Origin of the sequence: Pseudoxanthomonas suwonensis J47, from assembly GCF_000513955.1 — a bacterium.
GTDB lineage: Bacteria > Pseudomonadota > Gammaproteobacteria > Xanthomonadales > Xanthomonadaceae > Pseudoxanthomonas > Pseudoxanthomonas suwonensis_C.
Map to the genome: position 1 here is coordinate 1 of NZ_AZUZ01000014.1, position 13,819 is coordinate 13,819.

The window sequence follows — 13,819 nt, forward strand, 5'->3', positions numbered from 1 at the left end:
GGGATGGTCGCGCCCTCGCACGGGCGCTTGGATTGAAACCAGTCCTCCGGGCTCAGGTGCTGCAGCTTGCCGTGTCGCGCCCTCGCACGGGCGCGTGGATTGAAACCAGCGTGCCGTCACGGCCGCTCTGCACCAGGCTTGTCACGCCCTAGCTTTCGCTGTAAACGCTGCTGTCTCGAATCAGCACGCCCTCGCTGACTGCGCAGGACGTCGCTGCAGAGCCGATGGCCTACGCAAATAGGCACGCAAACACAGTAGCGCGAAGCCGTGGTACGTTCGACGCATGAAGATCGCCTTTGCCGTCATTGCCCTGTCCGCCATCGTGGCGATGCTGGTTTTCGGCTGGCCGCTGCTGATCGGCCTGGCCATCATCGGCGTCATCGGCATGTTGGTGGTGTGGGCGCTGACGTTGCTGGTGATGCTATTCATCGACGAGGCCACCCCCGAGGAGATCGAGCGGGTACTGGAGGAGACGAAGGGCTGAGTCCAGGCGTCGCGCGCGAGGGCGTGCGATGAAAGACCTCCGCCTGCAGGTCGTCCTCTCGGCCATCGACCAAGCTACCGGCCCGCTGAAGCGGGTGTTGTCCGGCAGCAAGGGGCTATCGGCCGCACTCAAGGAGCAGCACGATCTCCGCCGCAAGCTCGAAGCGCAGCAGCGCGACATCGCCGGTTTCCGGGTGCAGAGCCAGGCCCTGCGCCAGAGCGCGGCCGCCTATGAGGCGCAGCAGGCCAAGTGCGCGCCCTGGCGCAGCAGCTGCGTGCGGCCGAGACGCCCACCAAGGCACTGACCCGTCAGTTCAACCAGGCCCGGCGTGTGGCGGCGCTGATGAAGCATGCCCACGAGCAGCAGGCCGCGCAGTTGCACGCCCTGCGCACCCGCCTGAACGCTGCCGGCATCGCCACGGCCGACCTGGGCGCGCACGAGCGCCGCTTGCGCGCAGAACTGGACCGCAGGCGGCGCATGCAAGCGATGAGTGCGGCACAGACACGGGCGCGCTCGATGCACGGCGCCGGCATGAACGGCAGTCGCGCTCCCCGCGCATGTAGGGAACCGAATCCGCGATCCATCCGTAGATCGGATCCTGTCCTCACGAACAAATTCAGCTCTTTAACCCCCGTCTTGGAAAGAAGCCCTTGGGCATGGCCGCCCTCGTTGGCCAGAACTGGTCCAGCCACCGGGGCGAGAGCGGCCGCCCGTCAAGCCCGATCCAGCCAATCCGGCCCGTAGGCGGCGTCGGCCTGGTCCGTTCGGAAGCCGCGGCTCCGGATGAAATCGGCCCCGTGCCGCCCCTTGAGGTATGCCAGCGAATGCGCCGGCAACTCGGCCAGGGCCAACCATTCCCAAGCGGTTTCCTCGTCGCCGGCGCGAGCCGCCGCGCGGGATTCGGCCATCAGGATCGCGTTCTCCGACATGCCGCCGGCACGGCGTTCTGCGCGTTCTTCGTCGGTCATGTAGCTTTTCGGTTCGAGGCTCATCGTCACTCTCCGTTGGCATCGGCTGCGAGCAGCCGGACATCAGGGATCGCACGGCGGTCGAGCTTCGGCCAGGTCGCATCGAAGGCGCATCGCCAGCCGGGCGTCGGTGTTCCTGGTCCCCGCTTGCTCCAAGCGTAGCGCACACCGGGGGACGGCTACGCCGGCGCGCAGGGCGGGCGTGGCAAGGCCGAAGAGTCCCTGATCTTCCACTCGACCGGGCCGACCGCCCCCCTCCCTGCTCCCTCGTGGCGACGCTGGAGGCCCGCACCGTCCGGGATGCGGTGGCGGATGCCCAGCTTCCGTATCCGATGGGCGCAGCGCCCGGCTCCACAGCCAGCCATCGCCCATCTTCGCAAGATGCGATCGAAGCGACCCCGCGGCCACGCACGGCGCCAGGGGGACGGCGGGAATGCCCCGGGAATCCCCTAGAATGCGCGCATGACGCCCCTCTTGCCCACCATCCGGCTGAAGAACGCGTGGCGTTCCAGCCATCCCTGGATCTTCCAGAAACTGATCGAGAAGCCCCCGCAGAAGCCGCGCCCGGGCGAGCTGGTCGACGCCTTCGATGTGGACGGCCAGTTCATCGGCCGCGGCTTCTACAACGGCCACTCGCGGATCGCCCTGCGCATCCTCGAGACCGACCCGGCCGTGGCGGTCGATGCCGGCTGGTTCCAGCGCCGCATCGGCGAGGCGGTGTCGCTGCGCCGCGACGTGCTCAAGCTGGACGAGGTGTCCAATGCCTGGCGCGTGGTCCATGCCGAGGGCGACGGCCTGTCCGGCCTGGTCGTGGACCGCTACGACGACCTGCTGGTGGCCGAGTTCTTCAGCGCCGGCATGTACCGCTACCGCGAGTGGGTGTACGCCGCGCTGCGCGCGCACTTCCCCGGCGCGCGCATCTACAGCTTCGCCGAGGAGCACGTGCAGAAGCAGGAGAGCTTCGACTACCGCCCGGTGTATAGCGAGGGCGGCGCCTGCGAGCCGGCGGTCATCACCGAACACGGCGTGCGCTTCCGCGCCGACCCGGCCGGCGCGCACAAGACCGGCTTCTTCGCCGACCAGCGCGAGAACCGCGAGTGGTTCTCGCGCCAGGTCGAAGGCAAGCGCGTGCTCGACCTGTGCTGCAACACCGGCGGCTTCGCCGTGTACGCGGCGGTGCGCGGCGCCGCCGAGGTCACCGGCATCGACATCGACGCCGACGTGATCGAGATCGCCAAGGGCAACGCGCGCCTCAACAGCGTGCGCCCGAAGTTCGTCCAGGCCGACATCTTCCCGTGGCTGCGCGACGCCGCCGCCCGCGGCGAGCAGTACGACGCGGTGGTGCTGGACCCGGCCAAGATGACCCGCGACCGCGACCAGGTCATCACCGCGCTGAAGAAGTACCTGGACATGAACAAGCTGGCGCTGGGCGTGGTCAAGCCCGGTGGCCTGTTCGCCACCTTCTCCTGCACCGGCCTGGTGGCCGAGGACCAGTTCCTCGACATGCTGCGCCGTGCGGCGTTCTACGCCGGGCGTACGGTGCAGGTGCTGAAGGTCGCCGGCGCCGGTCCGGACCATCCGTTCCTGGCCAGCGTGCCGGAGTCGCGCTATCTCAAGGCGGTGTTCTGCCGCGTGCTGGACTGAGCCGGACGCGCATCGCGCGGAGCGGCCGCCTGCGCGATGGCGGCCGCCGTCGCCGCATCGTCTCCGGTCGCCATCGATGGCGCAGCCCGGCGCGCGGATGATGCCCGCGCCGGCTGGCTTGATCATGGTCAAGATGGGCCCGGCCGCCGCGGCCGAGCATGGGGCCATGGATCACGGAGGCAGCACATGAAGACTTTCGAAGGACAGGTCGCCATCGTTACCGGCGGCGCCTCGGGCATCGGCGAGGCGGTCTGCCGCCGCTTGGCGCGCGACGGCGCGAAGGTGGTGGTGGCCGATTACGACGGCACGGGCGCGCAGGCGCTGGCCGGGGAGCTGGGCGAGGCCATGGCCTTCCAGCTGGACGTGGCCGATGCCGCCGCGGTCGAGCGCATGGTCCAGGCCACCGTCGAACGCTTCGGCGCGCTGCACCTGGCGGTGAACAACGCCGGCATCGGCGGCCCCGCCCATCCCACCGCCGACTACCCGCTGGACGACTGGCACCGCGTCATCGACGTCAACCTGCACGGGGTGATGTATTCGATGAAGTACGAGCTGCCGGCGATGCTCGCCAGCGGCGGCGGGTCGATCGTCAACATGGCCTCGATCCTCGGCAGCGTCGGCTGGACCGGTTCGATCGCCTACGTCGCCGCCAAGCACGCCCTGCTCGGCATGACCCGCACCACCGCGATGGAATACGCCCCCCGGGGCATCCGCGTGAACGCGGTAGGCCCGGCCTTCATCGACACGCCGCTGCTGTCCGGGCTGGAGCCGGCCGTGCGCGAAAGCCTGGTCGGCCTGCATCCCATCGGCCGCCTGGGTACCGCCGACGAGGTCGCGGCGCTGACCTGCTTCCTCCTGTCGAAGGAAGCCTCGTTCATCACCGGCAGCTACCACCTGGTCGACGGCGGCTACACCGCGCGCTGAGGCGCGCGGGTCCGGTCCGGGACGGCTGGCTCAGTAGCCGTGCTCGCGCAGCGCCGCGCGCACCTGCGCGTGGCGCGCGGCCAGTTCGCCCGACGGCGCCGCGCCGAGCAGGCTCACCACCACGATCGCCACCGTCGCGGCGATGAAGCCGGGCACCATCTCGTACAGCGCGCTGCCGGTCTGCTTCCACAGGATCACCGTGGCCGCGCCGGCGAGCATGCCGGCCAGGGCGCCGTTGCGGGTCATTCGCTTCCAGAACAGCGACAGCACCACCACCGGGCCGAACGCGGCGCCGAAGCCGGCCCAGGCGTACGACACCAGGCCGAGCACGCGGCTGTCCGGGTCGCGCGCGATCCACATCGCCAGCAGCGCCACCGCCAGCACCATGCCGCGGCCGAACCACACCAATTCGCGATGGCTGGCCGCCGGCCGGACGAAGCCGCGGTAGAAGTCCTCGGTCAGCGCGCTGGAGCACACCAGCAGCTGGGCCGACAGGGTGCTCATGATCGCCGCCAGGATCGCCGACAGCAGCACGCCGGCGATCCACGGGTTGAACAGCTGTTCGCCCAGCACGATGAACACCCGCTCCGGGTTGGCGTCCACCGGGCCGGCCAGCGCCGGGTGCGCGGCGAACCAGGCGATGCCGGCCAGGCCGGTGGCCACCGCGCCGCCCAGACACAGCACCATCCAGGTCATCGAGATGCGCCGCGCGCGCGGGATCGTGGCCAGGCTGTCGGCGGCCATGAAGCGGGCGAGGATGTGCGGCTGGCCGCAGTAGCCCAGGCCCCAGGCCAGCGCCGACACCACCGCGACCACGCCGCCGGCGCCGATCCACTGCAGGCGCGCCGGATCGACCTCCTCGACGAGCGCCAGCGCCTCGCCCGGGCCGCCGACCCTGATGATCGCGAACACCGGCACCAGCAGCAGGGCGAAGATCATCAGCGAGGCCTGCACGGTGTCGGTCCAGCTCACCGCCAGGAAGCCGCCGATGAAGGTGTAGGCGATGGTCACCCCCGCGCCCCACAGCATCGCCTGGCCATACGGCAGGCCGAACATGCTCTCGAACAGGCGCGCGCCGGCGACGATGCCGGAGGCGCAGTAGATGGCGAAGAACACCAGGATCACCAGCGCCGACAGGATCCGCAGCAGCCGGCTGCGGTCCTCGAAGCGGTGGGTGAAGTAGTCCGGCAGGGTCAGCGCATTGCCGGCGCGTTCGGTGTACAGGCGCAGCGGCCCGGCCACCCAGCGCCAGTTCGCCCAGGCGCCGATCACCAGGCCGATCGCGATCCACGCTTCCGAGGCGCCGGTCAGGTACAGCGCGCCGGGCAGGCCCATCATCAGCCAGCCGCTCATGTCCGAGGCGCCGGCCGCCAGCGCGGTCACGAACCCGTTCAGCGAACGCCCGCCGAGGATGTAGTCGTCGAAGGTGCGGGTGCGGCGCCAGGCGATGAAGCCGATGCCGACCATCAGCAGGAGGTAGGCGGCGAAGGTAACGAGCAGCGGGGTGCTGGCGGTCATCGGGGTCCCGGTCAAGAGGCGGATGCCGTCCCCTCCCCGGGACCGGCAGGTCGCGCCGGCCTGTGCACGCGCGCGGCCGGACGCACCGGCCGGCGCAGCCTAAGCGTGACCGCGTGCGCCTGGCAATCCGGCGCGTGGCGAACCGGCGTGGCGGCCGGCGGGCCCGGTGCGGTGCCCGTGCAGGACGAAATCGCGCAGCGCCACCGCGTTGTTGTGTTCCTCGTCGCGGGCGCCATAGAGCAGGGTTACCGGCCCGCGTTCCAGATAGGCGCGCAGTTGCGCCAGTCCGTCCACGTTCGCGGCCAGTTCCTCGAAGTAGCGCGCACGGAAGTCGTCCCAGCGCAGCGGATCGTGGCCGAACCACTTGCGCAGGCCGGTGCTGGGGGCCAGCACCCGCAGCCAGGCGTCGATCTCCATGTCGGCCTTGGTGATTCCGCGCGGCCAGACCCCGTCCACCAGCAGCCGCTGGCCGTCGAGGGGGCCGGCGGGGTCGTAGACCCGCTTGAGGTGGATCGGGTGGCGGGAGGCTCTGGCCATGGGCGGGGAGTGTCGGGGGCGGGGGTGTCGGGCACTGTGAAGGCGCGCGGTCGCGAACCCTGAGACACCGGCCGGTAGACTGTCCGGATGACCGATACCGCCCTGCTCTACCTGCTTGCCGGCCTGCTGCTGGCCGTCCTCGCCCTGCTCCTGGCCCTGTTCCTGCGCCGTCCCGAGGCCGCCCTGGAGCGGCTGCGGACCCAGCTGGAGGAAGCCCTGCGCGCAGAACAGCGCGACGGCCGCCTGGAGCTGCGCCAGCAGCTGGACGGCCTGGCCGCCAGCCAGGGCCAGCGCATCGACGGGTTTGCCCGGCACCTGGCCGACCTGGGCACCCGCACGGATACCCGTCTGGACCAGCTTCGCGACACGTTGACAGAAGATGCTCGCAAGTCGCGCCAGGAAGCCGGCGAAATCCAGAACCGCTTCATGGAGCAGGTGTCCGCCCAGCTGCGCGAGCTGACCCAGCGCAACGAGCAGCGCATCGGCGAGATGCGCGCCACCCTGGAGCAGCAGCTGCGCGCGCTGCAGGAGGACAACGCGCGCAAGCTCGAGCAGATGCGCGAGACCGTGGACGAGAAGCTGCAGAGCACCCTGACCACCCGCCTGGACTCGTCGTTCAAGCTGGTCTCCGAACGCCTGGAGCAGGTCCAGCGCGGGCTCGGCGAGATGCAGACCCTGGCCACCGGCGTGGGCGACCTCAAGCGCGTGCTGACCAACGTGAAGACGCGCGGTACCTGGGGCGAGGTGCAGCTGGAGAACATCCTCGAGCAGACCCTCACCGCCGAGCAGTACGCGCGCAGCGTGCGCGTGCGCCCGGACAGCGGCGAGATGGTCGACTTCGCCGTGCGCCTGCCCGGCCGCGCCAACATCGACGCGCCGGTGTGGCTGCCGATCGACTGCAAGTTCCCGCGCGAGGACTACGAGCGCCTGCTCGACGCCCAGGAGAACGGCGACGCCGACCTGATGCGCACCAGCGGCGCGCAGCTGGAGCGGGCGATCCGCATCCAGGCCAAGTCGATCTGCGAGAAGTACGTGGTGCCGCCGCACACCACCGACTTCGCGGTGATGTTCCTGCCGACCGAAGGCCTCTACGCCGAGGTGATCCGCCGTGCCGGCCTGACCGACGCGCTGCAGCGCGAGCACCGCATCGTCGTCGCCGGCCCGACCACGATCACCGCCCTGCTCAACAGCCTGCAGATGGGCTTCCGCACCCTGGCCATCGAGAAGCGCTCCAGCGAGGTGTGGAGCCTGCTGGGCGCGGTGAAGAGCGAGTTCGGCAAGTTCGCCACCGTGCTGGAGAAGACCACCTCGCAGCTGGGCACGGTGCAGAACAGCATCAAGGCCGCCGGCGTGCGCACCCGCGCGATCGAGCGCAAGCTGCGCGGCGTGGAGACGCTGGGCCAGGACCAGGCGCAGGCCCTGCTGGGCGACCTCGGCCCGGACGAGGTCGAAGGCGAGGACGACGTGGTCTGAGGCCCGTCCCGCGGGCCAGGGTGCCGCGCCGCCGGGAGGCAGCGCGGCACGGGCGGTCAGGGCACCGTCACCGGCAGCGGCATGGCGTCGGCCGGCACCGTCGGGTGGCGCTCGTCGTCTTCCCCGTCCTGCAGGTTGCCATCGCGGTTGCTGCGGCGATCGCTTTCGATCTTGAAGGTACGGCGCTTGATCCAGGCGTCGCGGGTGATCGCGTACTCGTCCGGGGCCGCGTCGCGCAGCGCGTCCACCGCCAGCAGCTGGGCGCGGGTGTCGACCAGCTGCGCGCCCTGCAGGGCGATGCGCACCTTGTCCTCCTCGATGCGCTGCACCACCGACAGCGGCGCGTCGCCGGCCAGGCCGACCACGTCGCGCAGCGTGCGCGGGCCGAAGAACGGCAACTCCACGTAGCGCGAGCTGCGCCAGCCCCAGATGCCCAGGGTCTGGCCGAAGTCCTCGCTGCGGCGCTTCATCTTCAGGTCGCTGGCCGGGTCGAAGATGCCGCCGATGCCCAGGGTCGAGTTGACCAGGAAGCGGCCGAAGGTCTGCACCGCGTCGCGCGGGCGGCCCTGCAGCACCTGGTTGACCATGGTCAGCGGCGAGGACAGGTTGTCGAAGAAGTTGGTCACGCCCAGCCGCACCGGCTGCGGCACCACGGTCACGTAGGCGCGCGCGATCGGACGGGCGACGGCGCGGTCGACCACGTTGTTGAAGGCGTGGATGCGCCGGTTCATCGGCTCCCACGGGTCGTACGGAACCGAACCGCTCGCGCCATCGGCGCCGTTGCCGCTGGCCGGATCCTCGCCGTACAGCGCGGCGTAGTCGTCCTCTTCGTCGGTCGGCGCCAGCGCGGCATCGGCATCCGCGGCGGCGGGATCGGCGCTGGCGTCACCCGGCGTGGGCTCCGCGGCCACCGCCGGATCGGGCGCCGCAAGCGCTTCGTCCGACGGCGCGGCCGGAACCGCGGCATCCACCGGCGCAGGGCCGGCTGCCTCGCCCGCCACCGCCACCGGTGCGGCGGCCTGGGCGGCCGGTTTCGGGGCGCTGGCGCAGGCAGCCAGGGCCAGCAGCAGCGGGAACAGGATCAGGGCGCGCGCGTTCATGGGGCTGCGTCCGCGTAGGCGAGGTCATCGTGCAGGCGATACGCCGCGCGCAGCTCGGCCAGTCCTTCGGGCGCACCGACGAGGGTCGCGGGCGTCCCGCGCTGGCCGATGCGCGCGGCGGCTTCGGCCAGCAGCGCCAGGCCGGCGCTGTCCAGCCGCGTCACCGCCGACAGGTCCAGCGTGTCGGCGCCGTCGAGCACGGCCGGCAGCGCCGGCCACGCCGCGGTCGCGGCGGCACGGTCGAGCGCACCGGCCAGGTGCAGCACCGTGCCTTCCCGGCGCAGCGCCGGGGCCGGGGACGCGGTGGTCGCCATCACTCGGTCTTGCTGGGCTGCAGGTTGCCGGAACGCAGGTCGGCGGCGACCTGCGCGATCGACTTCTGCCGCAGCGGGGTGTCGAACTGGCTGCGGAAGGTCTGCACGTAGGACACGCCTTCGACCTGCACGTCGAACACCTTCCAGCCGCCGTTGTTGCGGACCAGGTAGATCACCGGGATCGGGCTGCCACCGTCGCGGACCACCTCTGTGGCGACCTTGACGCCGCGGCCGTTGGGCAGCGGCTCCTCGGACTTGAGCTGGATCCGCGGGCGACCCTGGATGTTCAGCAGCGCCTGGCCGTACTGCTGCACCAGGCTGTCGACCATCGCGTCGGCGAACAGCTTCACGTCGGCCTCGCTGGCGCCGCGGCCATGCGGGCCCAGCACCAGCTTCGCCGCGTACTCGCGGTCGAAGGAGGCGCTCAGCTCCGAATCGATGAAGGCGCGCAGGGCCGCCGGGCTCTTCTGGAACTCGGCGCGGCGCTGCTGCAGGGTGGACAGGATGCGGGTGCCGTTCTCGAGCACCTGCTTGCTGGCGGCGGAAGTGGCCGGCGCGGCCTGCTGGGCCAGCGCCGCCGGCGCGGTGGCGGCCGCCAGCGGGAAGGCCAGGGCGAGGGAGAGGAGGAGACGCTTCATGGCTGCGGGACTTCTTCTTCCGTGGGGGACGGGGGAGTGCTGCCGGCGCCGGAACCGCCGCCGCCGAACATGTACTTGCCGACCAGCTGGATCAGGTCCACGGCCGGCTGGGTGTAGGTGATCTCGTCGCCCGGGCGCAGGGCCTCCGGGTCGCCACCCGGCTGCAGGCCGATGTAGCTCTCGCCCAGCAGGCCGCTGGTGAAGATGCCGGCGGAGGTGTCGGCGGGCAGGTCGGCGAAACGGCCGTCGATGGACAGGGTGACGACCGAGTCGAACTTCACCGGGTCCAGGTCGATCTTCTCGACCCGGCCGACCACCACGCCGCCGATCTTCACCGGCGCCTGCAGGCGCAGCTGGCCGAGGTTGCTGAAGCGCGCCACCAGCGGGTAGGTGTCGCCGCCGATGCCGAACTGGCGGTTGGTGGAGGCGAAGGCCAGCACCAGCAGCGACGCCAGCGCCAGCACCAGGAAGGCGCCAACCGCGAATTCGAGCCTGGGACCACGGATTGCCATGGGGGTCTACCTATCGGAACCGGTTTGAACGAAGGGACAACGGCGGGCGCTCCCGCCCGGCCTGCCATCGGCACCGGCGCAACGCTGCGCCCGGTGCCACGAATGCATCACTTGAACAGCAGCGCGGACATCACGAAATTCAGCATCAGCACCAGCAGCGAGGCGTTCACCACCGCGCGGGTGGTCGCCACCGAGGTGCCCTCGATGGTCGGCTCGGCATGGAAGCCCACGTAGGCTGCCACCAGCGCCGAGGTGCCGCCGAACACCGCCGACTTCAGCAGCGCCACGCCGAAGTCGTCCCAGAAGTCCACCGAACCCTGCAGCGCCGACCAGAACGTGCCGTTGTCCAGGCCCAGCACCTTCACCGCCTCGAACCAGCTGGCCGAGATCGCCAGCGAGCAGAAGAAGCCGGTCAGCAGCGGCACGCAGACCACTGCCGCCCAGAACCGCGGCGCCACCGCCTTGGCCACCGGGTCGATCGCCATCAGCTCCAGCGCCTTGATCTGGTCGGTGGCGCGCATCAGGCCCAGCTCCGCGGCGATCGAACTGCCGGCGCGGCCGATGAACAGCAGCGCGGTCAGCACCGGGCCCAGTTCGCGGTACAGCGACAGGCCCAGCAGGGTGGACAGCGCATCCGACGCGCCGAAGGTGGTCAGCGTGCGGTAGCCCTGCAGGGTCAGCACCAAGCCCACGAACGCGCCGCCCACCGCGATGATCGGCAGGGAGCGGCCGCCGATCTTGTAGATTTCGCGCACGAGTTCGGCGAAGAAGTCGCGGCTGGGCAGCGAGGCGCGCAGCACCGACAGCGAGAACAGGCCGGCGCGGCCCAGCGACTGCATGGTGGCGACCACGGCCATCAGGCCACCTCCGCGCGCACCGCGCCCTCGAACGGGATCGGCCCGTCGGGCTGGCCGTCGAGGAACTGCCGCAGCAGCGGATCGGTGCTGGCCTGCAGCGCCTGCGGCGTGCCGTCGAAGACGATGCCGCCATTGGCGATGACCACCGCCTGGTCGGCGATGGGCAGGGTCTCGTGCACGTGGTGGCTGACGATGATGCTGGTCAGGCCCAGGCTGCGCGACAGGCGCCGGATCAGGCTCATGATCACGCCCGAGGCGATCGGGTCCAGGCCGGTCAGCGGTTCGTCGTAGAGCATCAGCGGCGGATCCAGCGCCAGCGCGCGGGCCAGCGCCACGCGCCGGGCCATGCCGCCGGACAGCTCGCGCGGATACAGGCTGGCGGCCGCGCGCAGGCCGACGGCATTGAGCTTCATCGCCACCAGCCGCTGCAGCAGCGGTTCCGGCAGCTGCGTATGCGCACGCAGCGGCAGGGCCACGTTCTCGGCCACGGTCAGGTCGGTGAGCAGGCCATTGCCCTGCAGCAGCACGCCGATGCCCTTGCGCATCTCCAGCAGGGCGCGCTCGCCGCGCGGCACCGGCTGGCCGAACACGCGCACCTCGCCGGTGGCCGGCGGCAGTTCGCCGGTCAGCGCGGCCAGCAGGGTCGACTTGCCGGTGCCCGACGGGCCCAGCACCGCGGTGATGCTGCCGGCCGGCACCACCAGGTCGAGGTCGCGCAGGATCGTGCGCCCGCCCCTGTCGAGGCGGACGTCCCGCAGGACGACGGCATTGGTGTTGGGGGCGGACATGGCGCGCGCACTATCCCTTGCGGTGTGGAAGCCACAAACGACGCATCTTGCGTCGGAGAAACTGAATCTTAACCCATCGATTGAACCGATCAGTACAGGAATGACGCCCGTCGTGCACCGGTCTGTCGCGCCGGTGGCACGCAGCCTCGCCGAACGGCAATCCCCGCACGAGTGCTGGTTGTCATGCCCGGGACGGGCCGGGGTCGTCGCTCAGCCCGATGGTTCCGCCGCCGTCATCGCGGCCAGCTGGCGCAGGCGCTGCAACGATTCGGGCTCCTCGACGAAGGCGAAGACCTGGCGCAGGCTGCGGTAGATGCGGTCCGCGTAGCCCTGGTCGTTGACCAGCGAACCGGCGTCCAGCCCGTCCAGCCCGCCGTGGCGCACCTGCTCGAACAGGCGGGCGCGGAACTGCGCGTCGAACTCCGCCGCTTCCCGGTCCAGCGCCGCCAGCCGCGCCGCGCCGGTCTCCACGTCGCCGACCCGGGCGATGTCGTAGAGCGTGCGGATCTGCCCGAACAGCTGCCGGCGCAGTTCCACGTAGGCGTGGCGCACCGGCGAATCCGGGCCGCGCAGCTGCCGGCCCAGGTTCTTCTGCAGGTGCTTGGCGTCCTTCACCGCGTTGACCAGGTGCAGCGCCGCGACCTGGCTGTTCGCCCAGAAGCGCTGGTGCGCTTCGTCCAGCGGCGCCTCCAGCCGGCCCATGAAGGTCAGCAGGTCGCCGTACACACCCTTGATCCGCTGCTGGTACAGCAGTTCCACGTCGTGGCAGCTGTCGCCGGGCGGGCGCGCCTCCAGCAGCGCCGGGTCCACATCCGGCCGCGCGTACAGGTCCGCCGGCAGGCACAGCGCCTGGCTGATCACTTCCAGGCTCAGCTCGCCGAGATGGCGCAGCTCCAGGGCCACCGCTGCGGCGGCCGCATCGGGCGAGTTCAGCGCCGGGCCGCTGAGATGGCGCGCGCGCAGCCGCTCGACCGGCGGCGCCGTCGGCGTGGCGTCCGGCACCGCCTGTTCGGCACGGTCCGGCAGCCAGCGCTGCAGCCATCCGCCCAGGGGCGCCTGCCACGGCCAGAACAGCAGCACGCCGCCGGCGTTGAACAGGGTGTGGAACAGGGCCAGCTGCAGCAGCGCGTTGTCGCCGAACCCGACCAGGCCGGCCAGCGCATGGGTCAGCCAGGTCAGCGGCACCAGCAGGAGCAGGGCGAGCGTTGCCGTCACCACGTTGAACAGCACGTGCGCCAGGGCCAGCCGCTGGCCGCTGCGGTTGCCGCCGAGCATGCCGACGAAGGCGGTGCTGACGCTGCTGCCGACGTTGGCGCCGACGGCGATCGCCAGGCCCTGGTCGAGCACCAGCTGGCCGCCGGCCAGCGCGGCCAGGGTCAGCATCAGCACCGCATGGGTCGACTGCAGCACCACGGTGGCGACCAGGCCCACCAGCACGAAGGCCAGGGTCTGCCCCCAACCTTCACCGCCCACGGCCGACAGGTCCGTGCCGCCGTTCATCGCCTCGAAGCCGATGCGCAGCTGGTCGATGCCCAGGAAGATGAAGGCCACGCCCAGCACCACCCGCCCGGCGGCCTTGCCGCGCGCGCCGGCGATCCCGCCGAGCACGCCGAACACCAGCAACGGCAGCGCCAGCGGCGACAGGCTCACGTTCTGCCCGGCCAGCGCCAGCAGCCAGATGCCGCTGGTCGCGCCGAGGTTGGCGCCGAGGATGATGGCGATGCCGCCGGCCAGCTGGATCAGCCCGGAGCTGATGAAGGCGATCGCCAGCAGCGAGACCAGGGTGCTCGACTGCAGTAGCGTGGTGCCGGCCATGCCGAACAGCAGCCCGCGCAGCGGCGTGCCGGTGCTGCGCGCCAGCAGCCGTTCCAGGCGTCCGCCGGCGAGCTGGCGCAGCCCTTCCTCCAGGCACTGCATGCCGAACAGGAACATCGCCAGGCCCGCGCACAGCTGCAGCCAGGCGCCGTTGCGCCAGAACGACCAGCCCAGCAGCGCCACGGCCAGCAAGGCCAGGAGGATGCGCAGGTGCATGCGGTGCTCGGGCTCCTTCGGACGAGGCCCG

The 13,819-nt window shown here is 71.1% G+C and carries 15 protein-coding genes; 5 read left to right on the forward strand and 10 right to left on the reverse strand.

The window, feature by feature from the left end:
* The first annotated feature begins 283 nt into the window (after positions 1-283).
* Positions 284-484, forward strand: a complete 201-nt coding sequence (locus M503_RS0105395) for a hypothetical protein (protein WP_028920452.1) — start codon at positions 284-286, stop codon at positions 482-484.
* A 28-nt stretch (positions 485-512) separates the two neighbouring features.
* Positions 513-788 carry a hypothetical protein gene (locus tag M503_RS0105400; RefSeq protein ID WP_028920451.1) on the forward strand — a complete coding sequence of 92 codons (276 nt, stop codon included), beginning with the start codon at positions 513-515 and terminating at the stop codon, positions 786-788.
* 409 nt (positions 789-1,197) lie between these two features.
* On the opposite strand, the gene M503_RS0105405 is transcribed toward M503_RS0105400, so the two are convergent.
* Positions 1,198-1,476 carry a hypothetical protein gene (locus M503_RS0105405; protein ID WP_028920450.1) on the reverse strand — a complete coding sequence of 93 codons (279 nt, stop codon included), beginning with the start codon at positions 1,474-1,476 and terminating at the stop codon, positions 1,198-1,200.
* Positions 1,477-1,914: 438 nt separating this feature from the next.
* On the opposite strand from M503_RS0105405, the gene M503_RS0105410 reads away from it, so the two are divergent.
* Positions 1,915-3,096: a class I SAM-dependent rRNA methyltransferase gene (locus M503_RS0105410; protein WP_028920449.1), complete on the forward strand. Its 1,182-nt coding sequence runs from the start codon at positions 1,915-1,917 to the stop codon at positions 3,094-3,096.
* 186 nt (positions 3,097-3,282) lie between these two features.
* Positions 3,283-4,020 carry an SDR family NAD(P)-dependent oxidoreductase gene (locus M503_RS0105420; RefSeq protein ID WP_028920448.1) on the forward strand — a complete coding sequence of 246 codons (738 nt, stop codon included), beginning with the start codon at positions 3,283-3,285 and terminating at the stop codon, positions 4,018-4,020.
* Positions 4,021-4,050: 30 nt separating this feature from the next.
* On the opposite strand, the gene putP is transcribed toward M503_RS0105420, so the two are convergent.
* Together putP and M503_RS15740 are read right to left on the reverse strand one after the other, a co-directional pair.
* The gene (gene putP / locus M503_RS0105425; RefSeq protein WP_028920447.1) at positions 4,051-5,538 is read right to left on the reverse strand and encodes a sodium/proline symporter PutP; all 1,488 of its coding nucleotides are present in this window, start codon (positions 5,536-5,538) and stop codon (positions 4,051-4,053) included.
* A 99-nt stretch (positions 5,539-5,637) separates the two neighbouring features.
* A complete protein-coding gene (locus M503_RS15740) occupies positions 5,638-6,075 on the reverse strand; it encodes a DUF488 domain-containing protein (protein ID WP_081720944.1) in 438 nt (145 codons plus the stop codon).
* 87 nt (positions 6,076-6,162) lie between these two features.
* Here M503_RS15740 and rmuC point away from each other — a divergent pair, with 87 nt between their 5' ends.
* Positions 6,163-7,548, forward strand: a complete 1,386-nt coding sequence (rmuC, locus tag M503_RS0105435) for a DNA recombination protein RmuC (protein WP_028920446.1) — start codon at positions 6,163-6,165, stop codon at positions 7,546-7,548.
* Positions 7,549-7,604: 56 nt separating this feature from the next.
* Here the strand turns inward: rmuC and M503_RS0105440 are convergent, their stop codons facing one another.
* The 7 genes from M503_RS0105440 to M503_RS0105470 form a co-directional block, all read right to left on the reverse strand.
* On the reverse strand, positions 7,605-8,648 hold the full coding sequence (locus M503_RS0105440) for an MlaA family lipoprotein (RefSeq protein WP_028920445.1): 1,044 nt from the start codon (positions 8,646-8,648) through the stop codon (positions 7,605-7,607).
* On the reverse strand, positions 8,645-8,962 hold the full coding sequence (locus tag M503_RS0105445; RefSeq protein WP_028920444.1) for an STAS domain-containing protein: 318 nt from the start codon (positions 8,960-8,962) through the stop codon (positions 8,645-8,647). Before M503_RS0105445 ends, M503_RS0105440 begins: the two co-directional genes overlap by 4 nt.
* Entirely contained in the window at positions 8,962-9,600 is a 639-nt protein-coding gene (locus M503_RS0105450; RefSeq protein WP_028920443.1) for an MlaC/ttg2D family ABC transporter substrate-binding protein, read from the reverse strand. The genes M503_RS0105445 and M503_RS0105450 overlap by 1 nt, the downstream gene beginning before the upstream one ends.
* Positions 9,597-10,112 (reverse strand): outer membrane lipid asymmetry maintenance protein MlaD, encoded by a 516-nt coding sequence (gene mlaD / locus M503_RS0105455; RefSeq protein WP_028920442.1) that lies wholly within the window; start codon positions 10,110-10,112, stop codon positions 9,597-9,599. The genes M503_RS0105450 and mlaD overlap by 4 nt, the downstream gene beginning before the upstream one ends.
* A 107-nt stretch (positions 10,113-10,219) precedes the next feature.
* A complete protein-coding gene (locus M503_RS0105460; RefSeq protein ID WP_028920441.1) occupies positions 10,220-10,969 on the reverse strand; it encodes an MlaE family lipid ABC transporter permease subunit in 750 nt (249 codons plus the stop codon).
* Complete coding sequence (locus M503_RS0105465) at positions 10,969-11,757, reverse strand: ABC transporter ATP-binding protein (protein WP_028920440.1); 789 nt, start codon at positions 11,755-11,757, stop codon at positions 10,969-10,971. The genes M503_RS0105460 and M503_RS0105465 overlap by 1 nt, the downstream gene beginning before the upstream one ends.
* A gap of 210 nt (positions 11,758-11,967) precedes the next feature.
* Positions 11,968-13,788, reverse strand: coding sequence for a Na/Pi cotransporter family protein (locus M503_RS0105470; RefSeq protein ID WP_028920439.1), 1,821 nt, complete (start codon positions 13,786-13,788; stop codon positions 11,968-11,970).
* Positions 13,789-13,819: the final 31 nt, after the last annotated feature.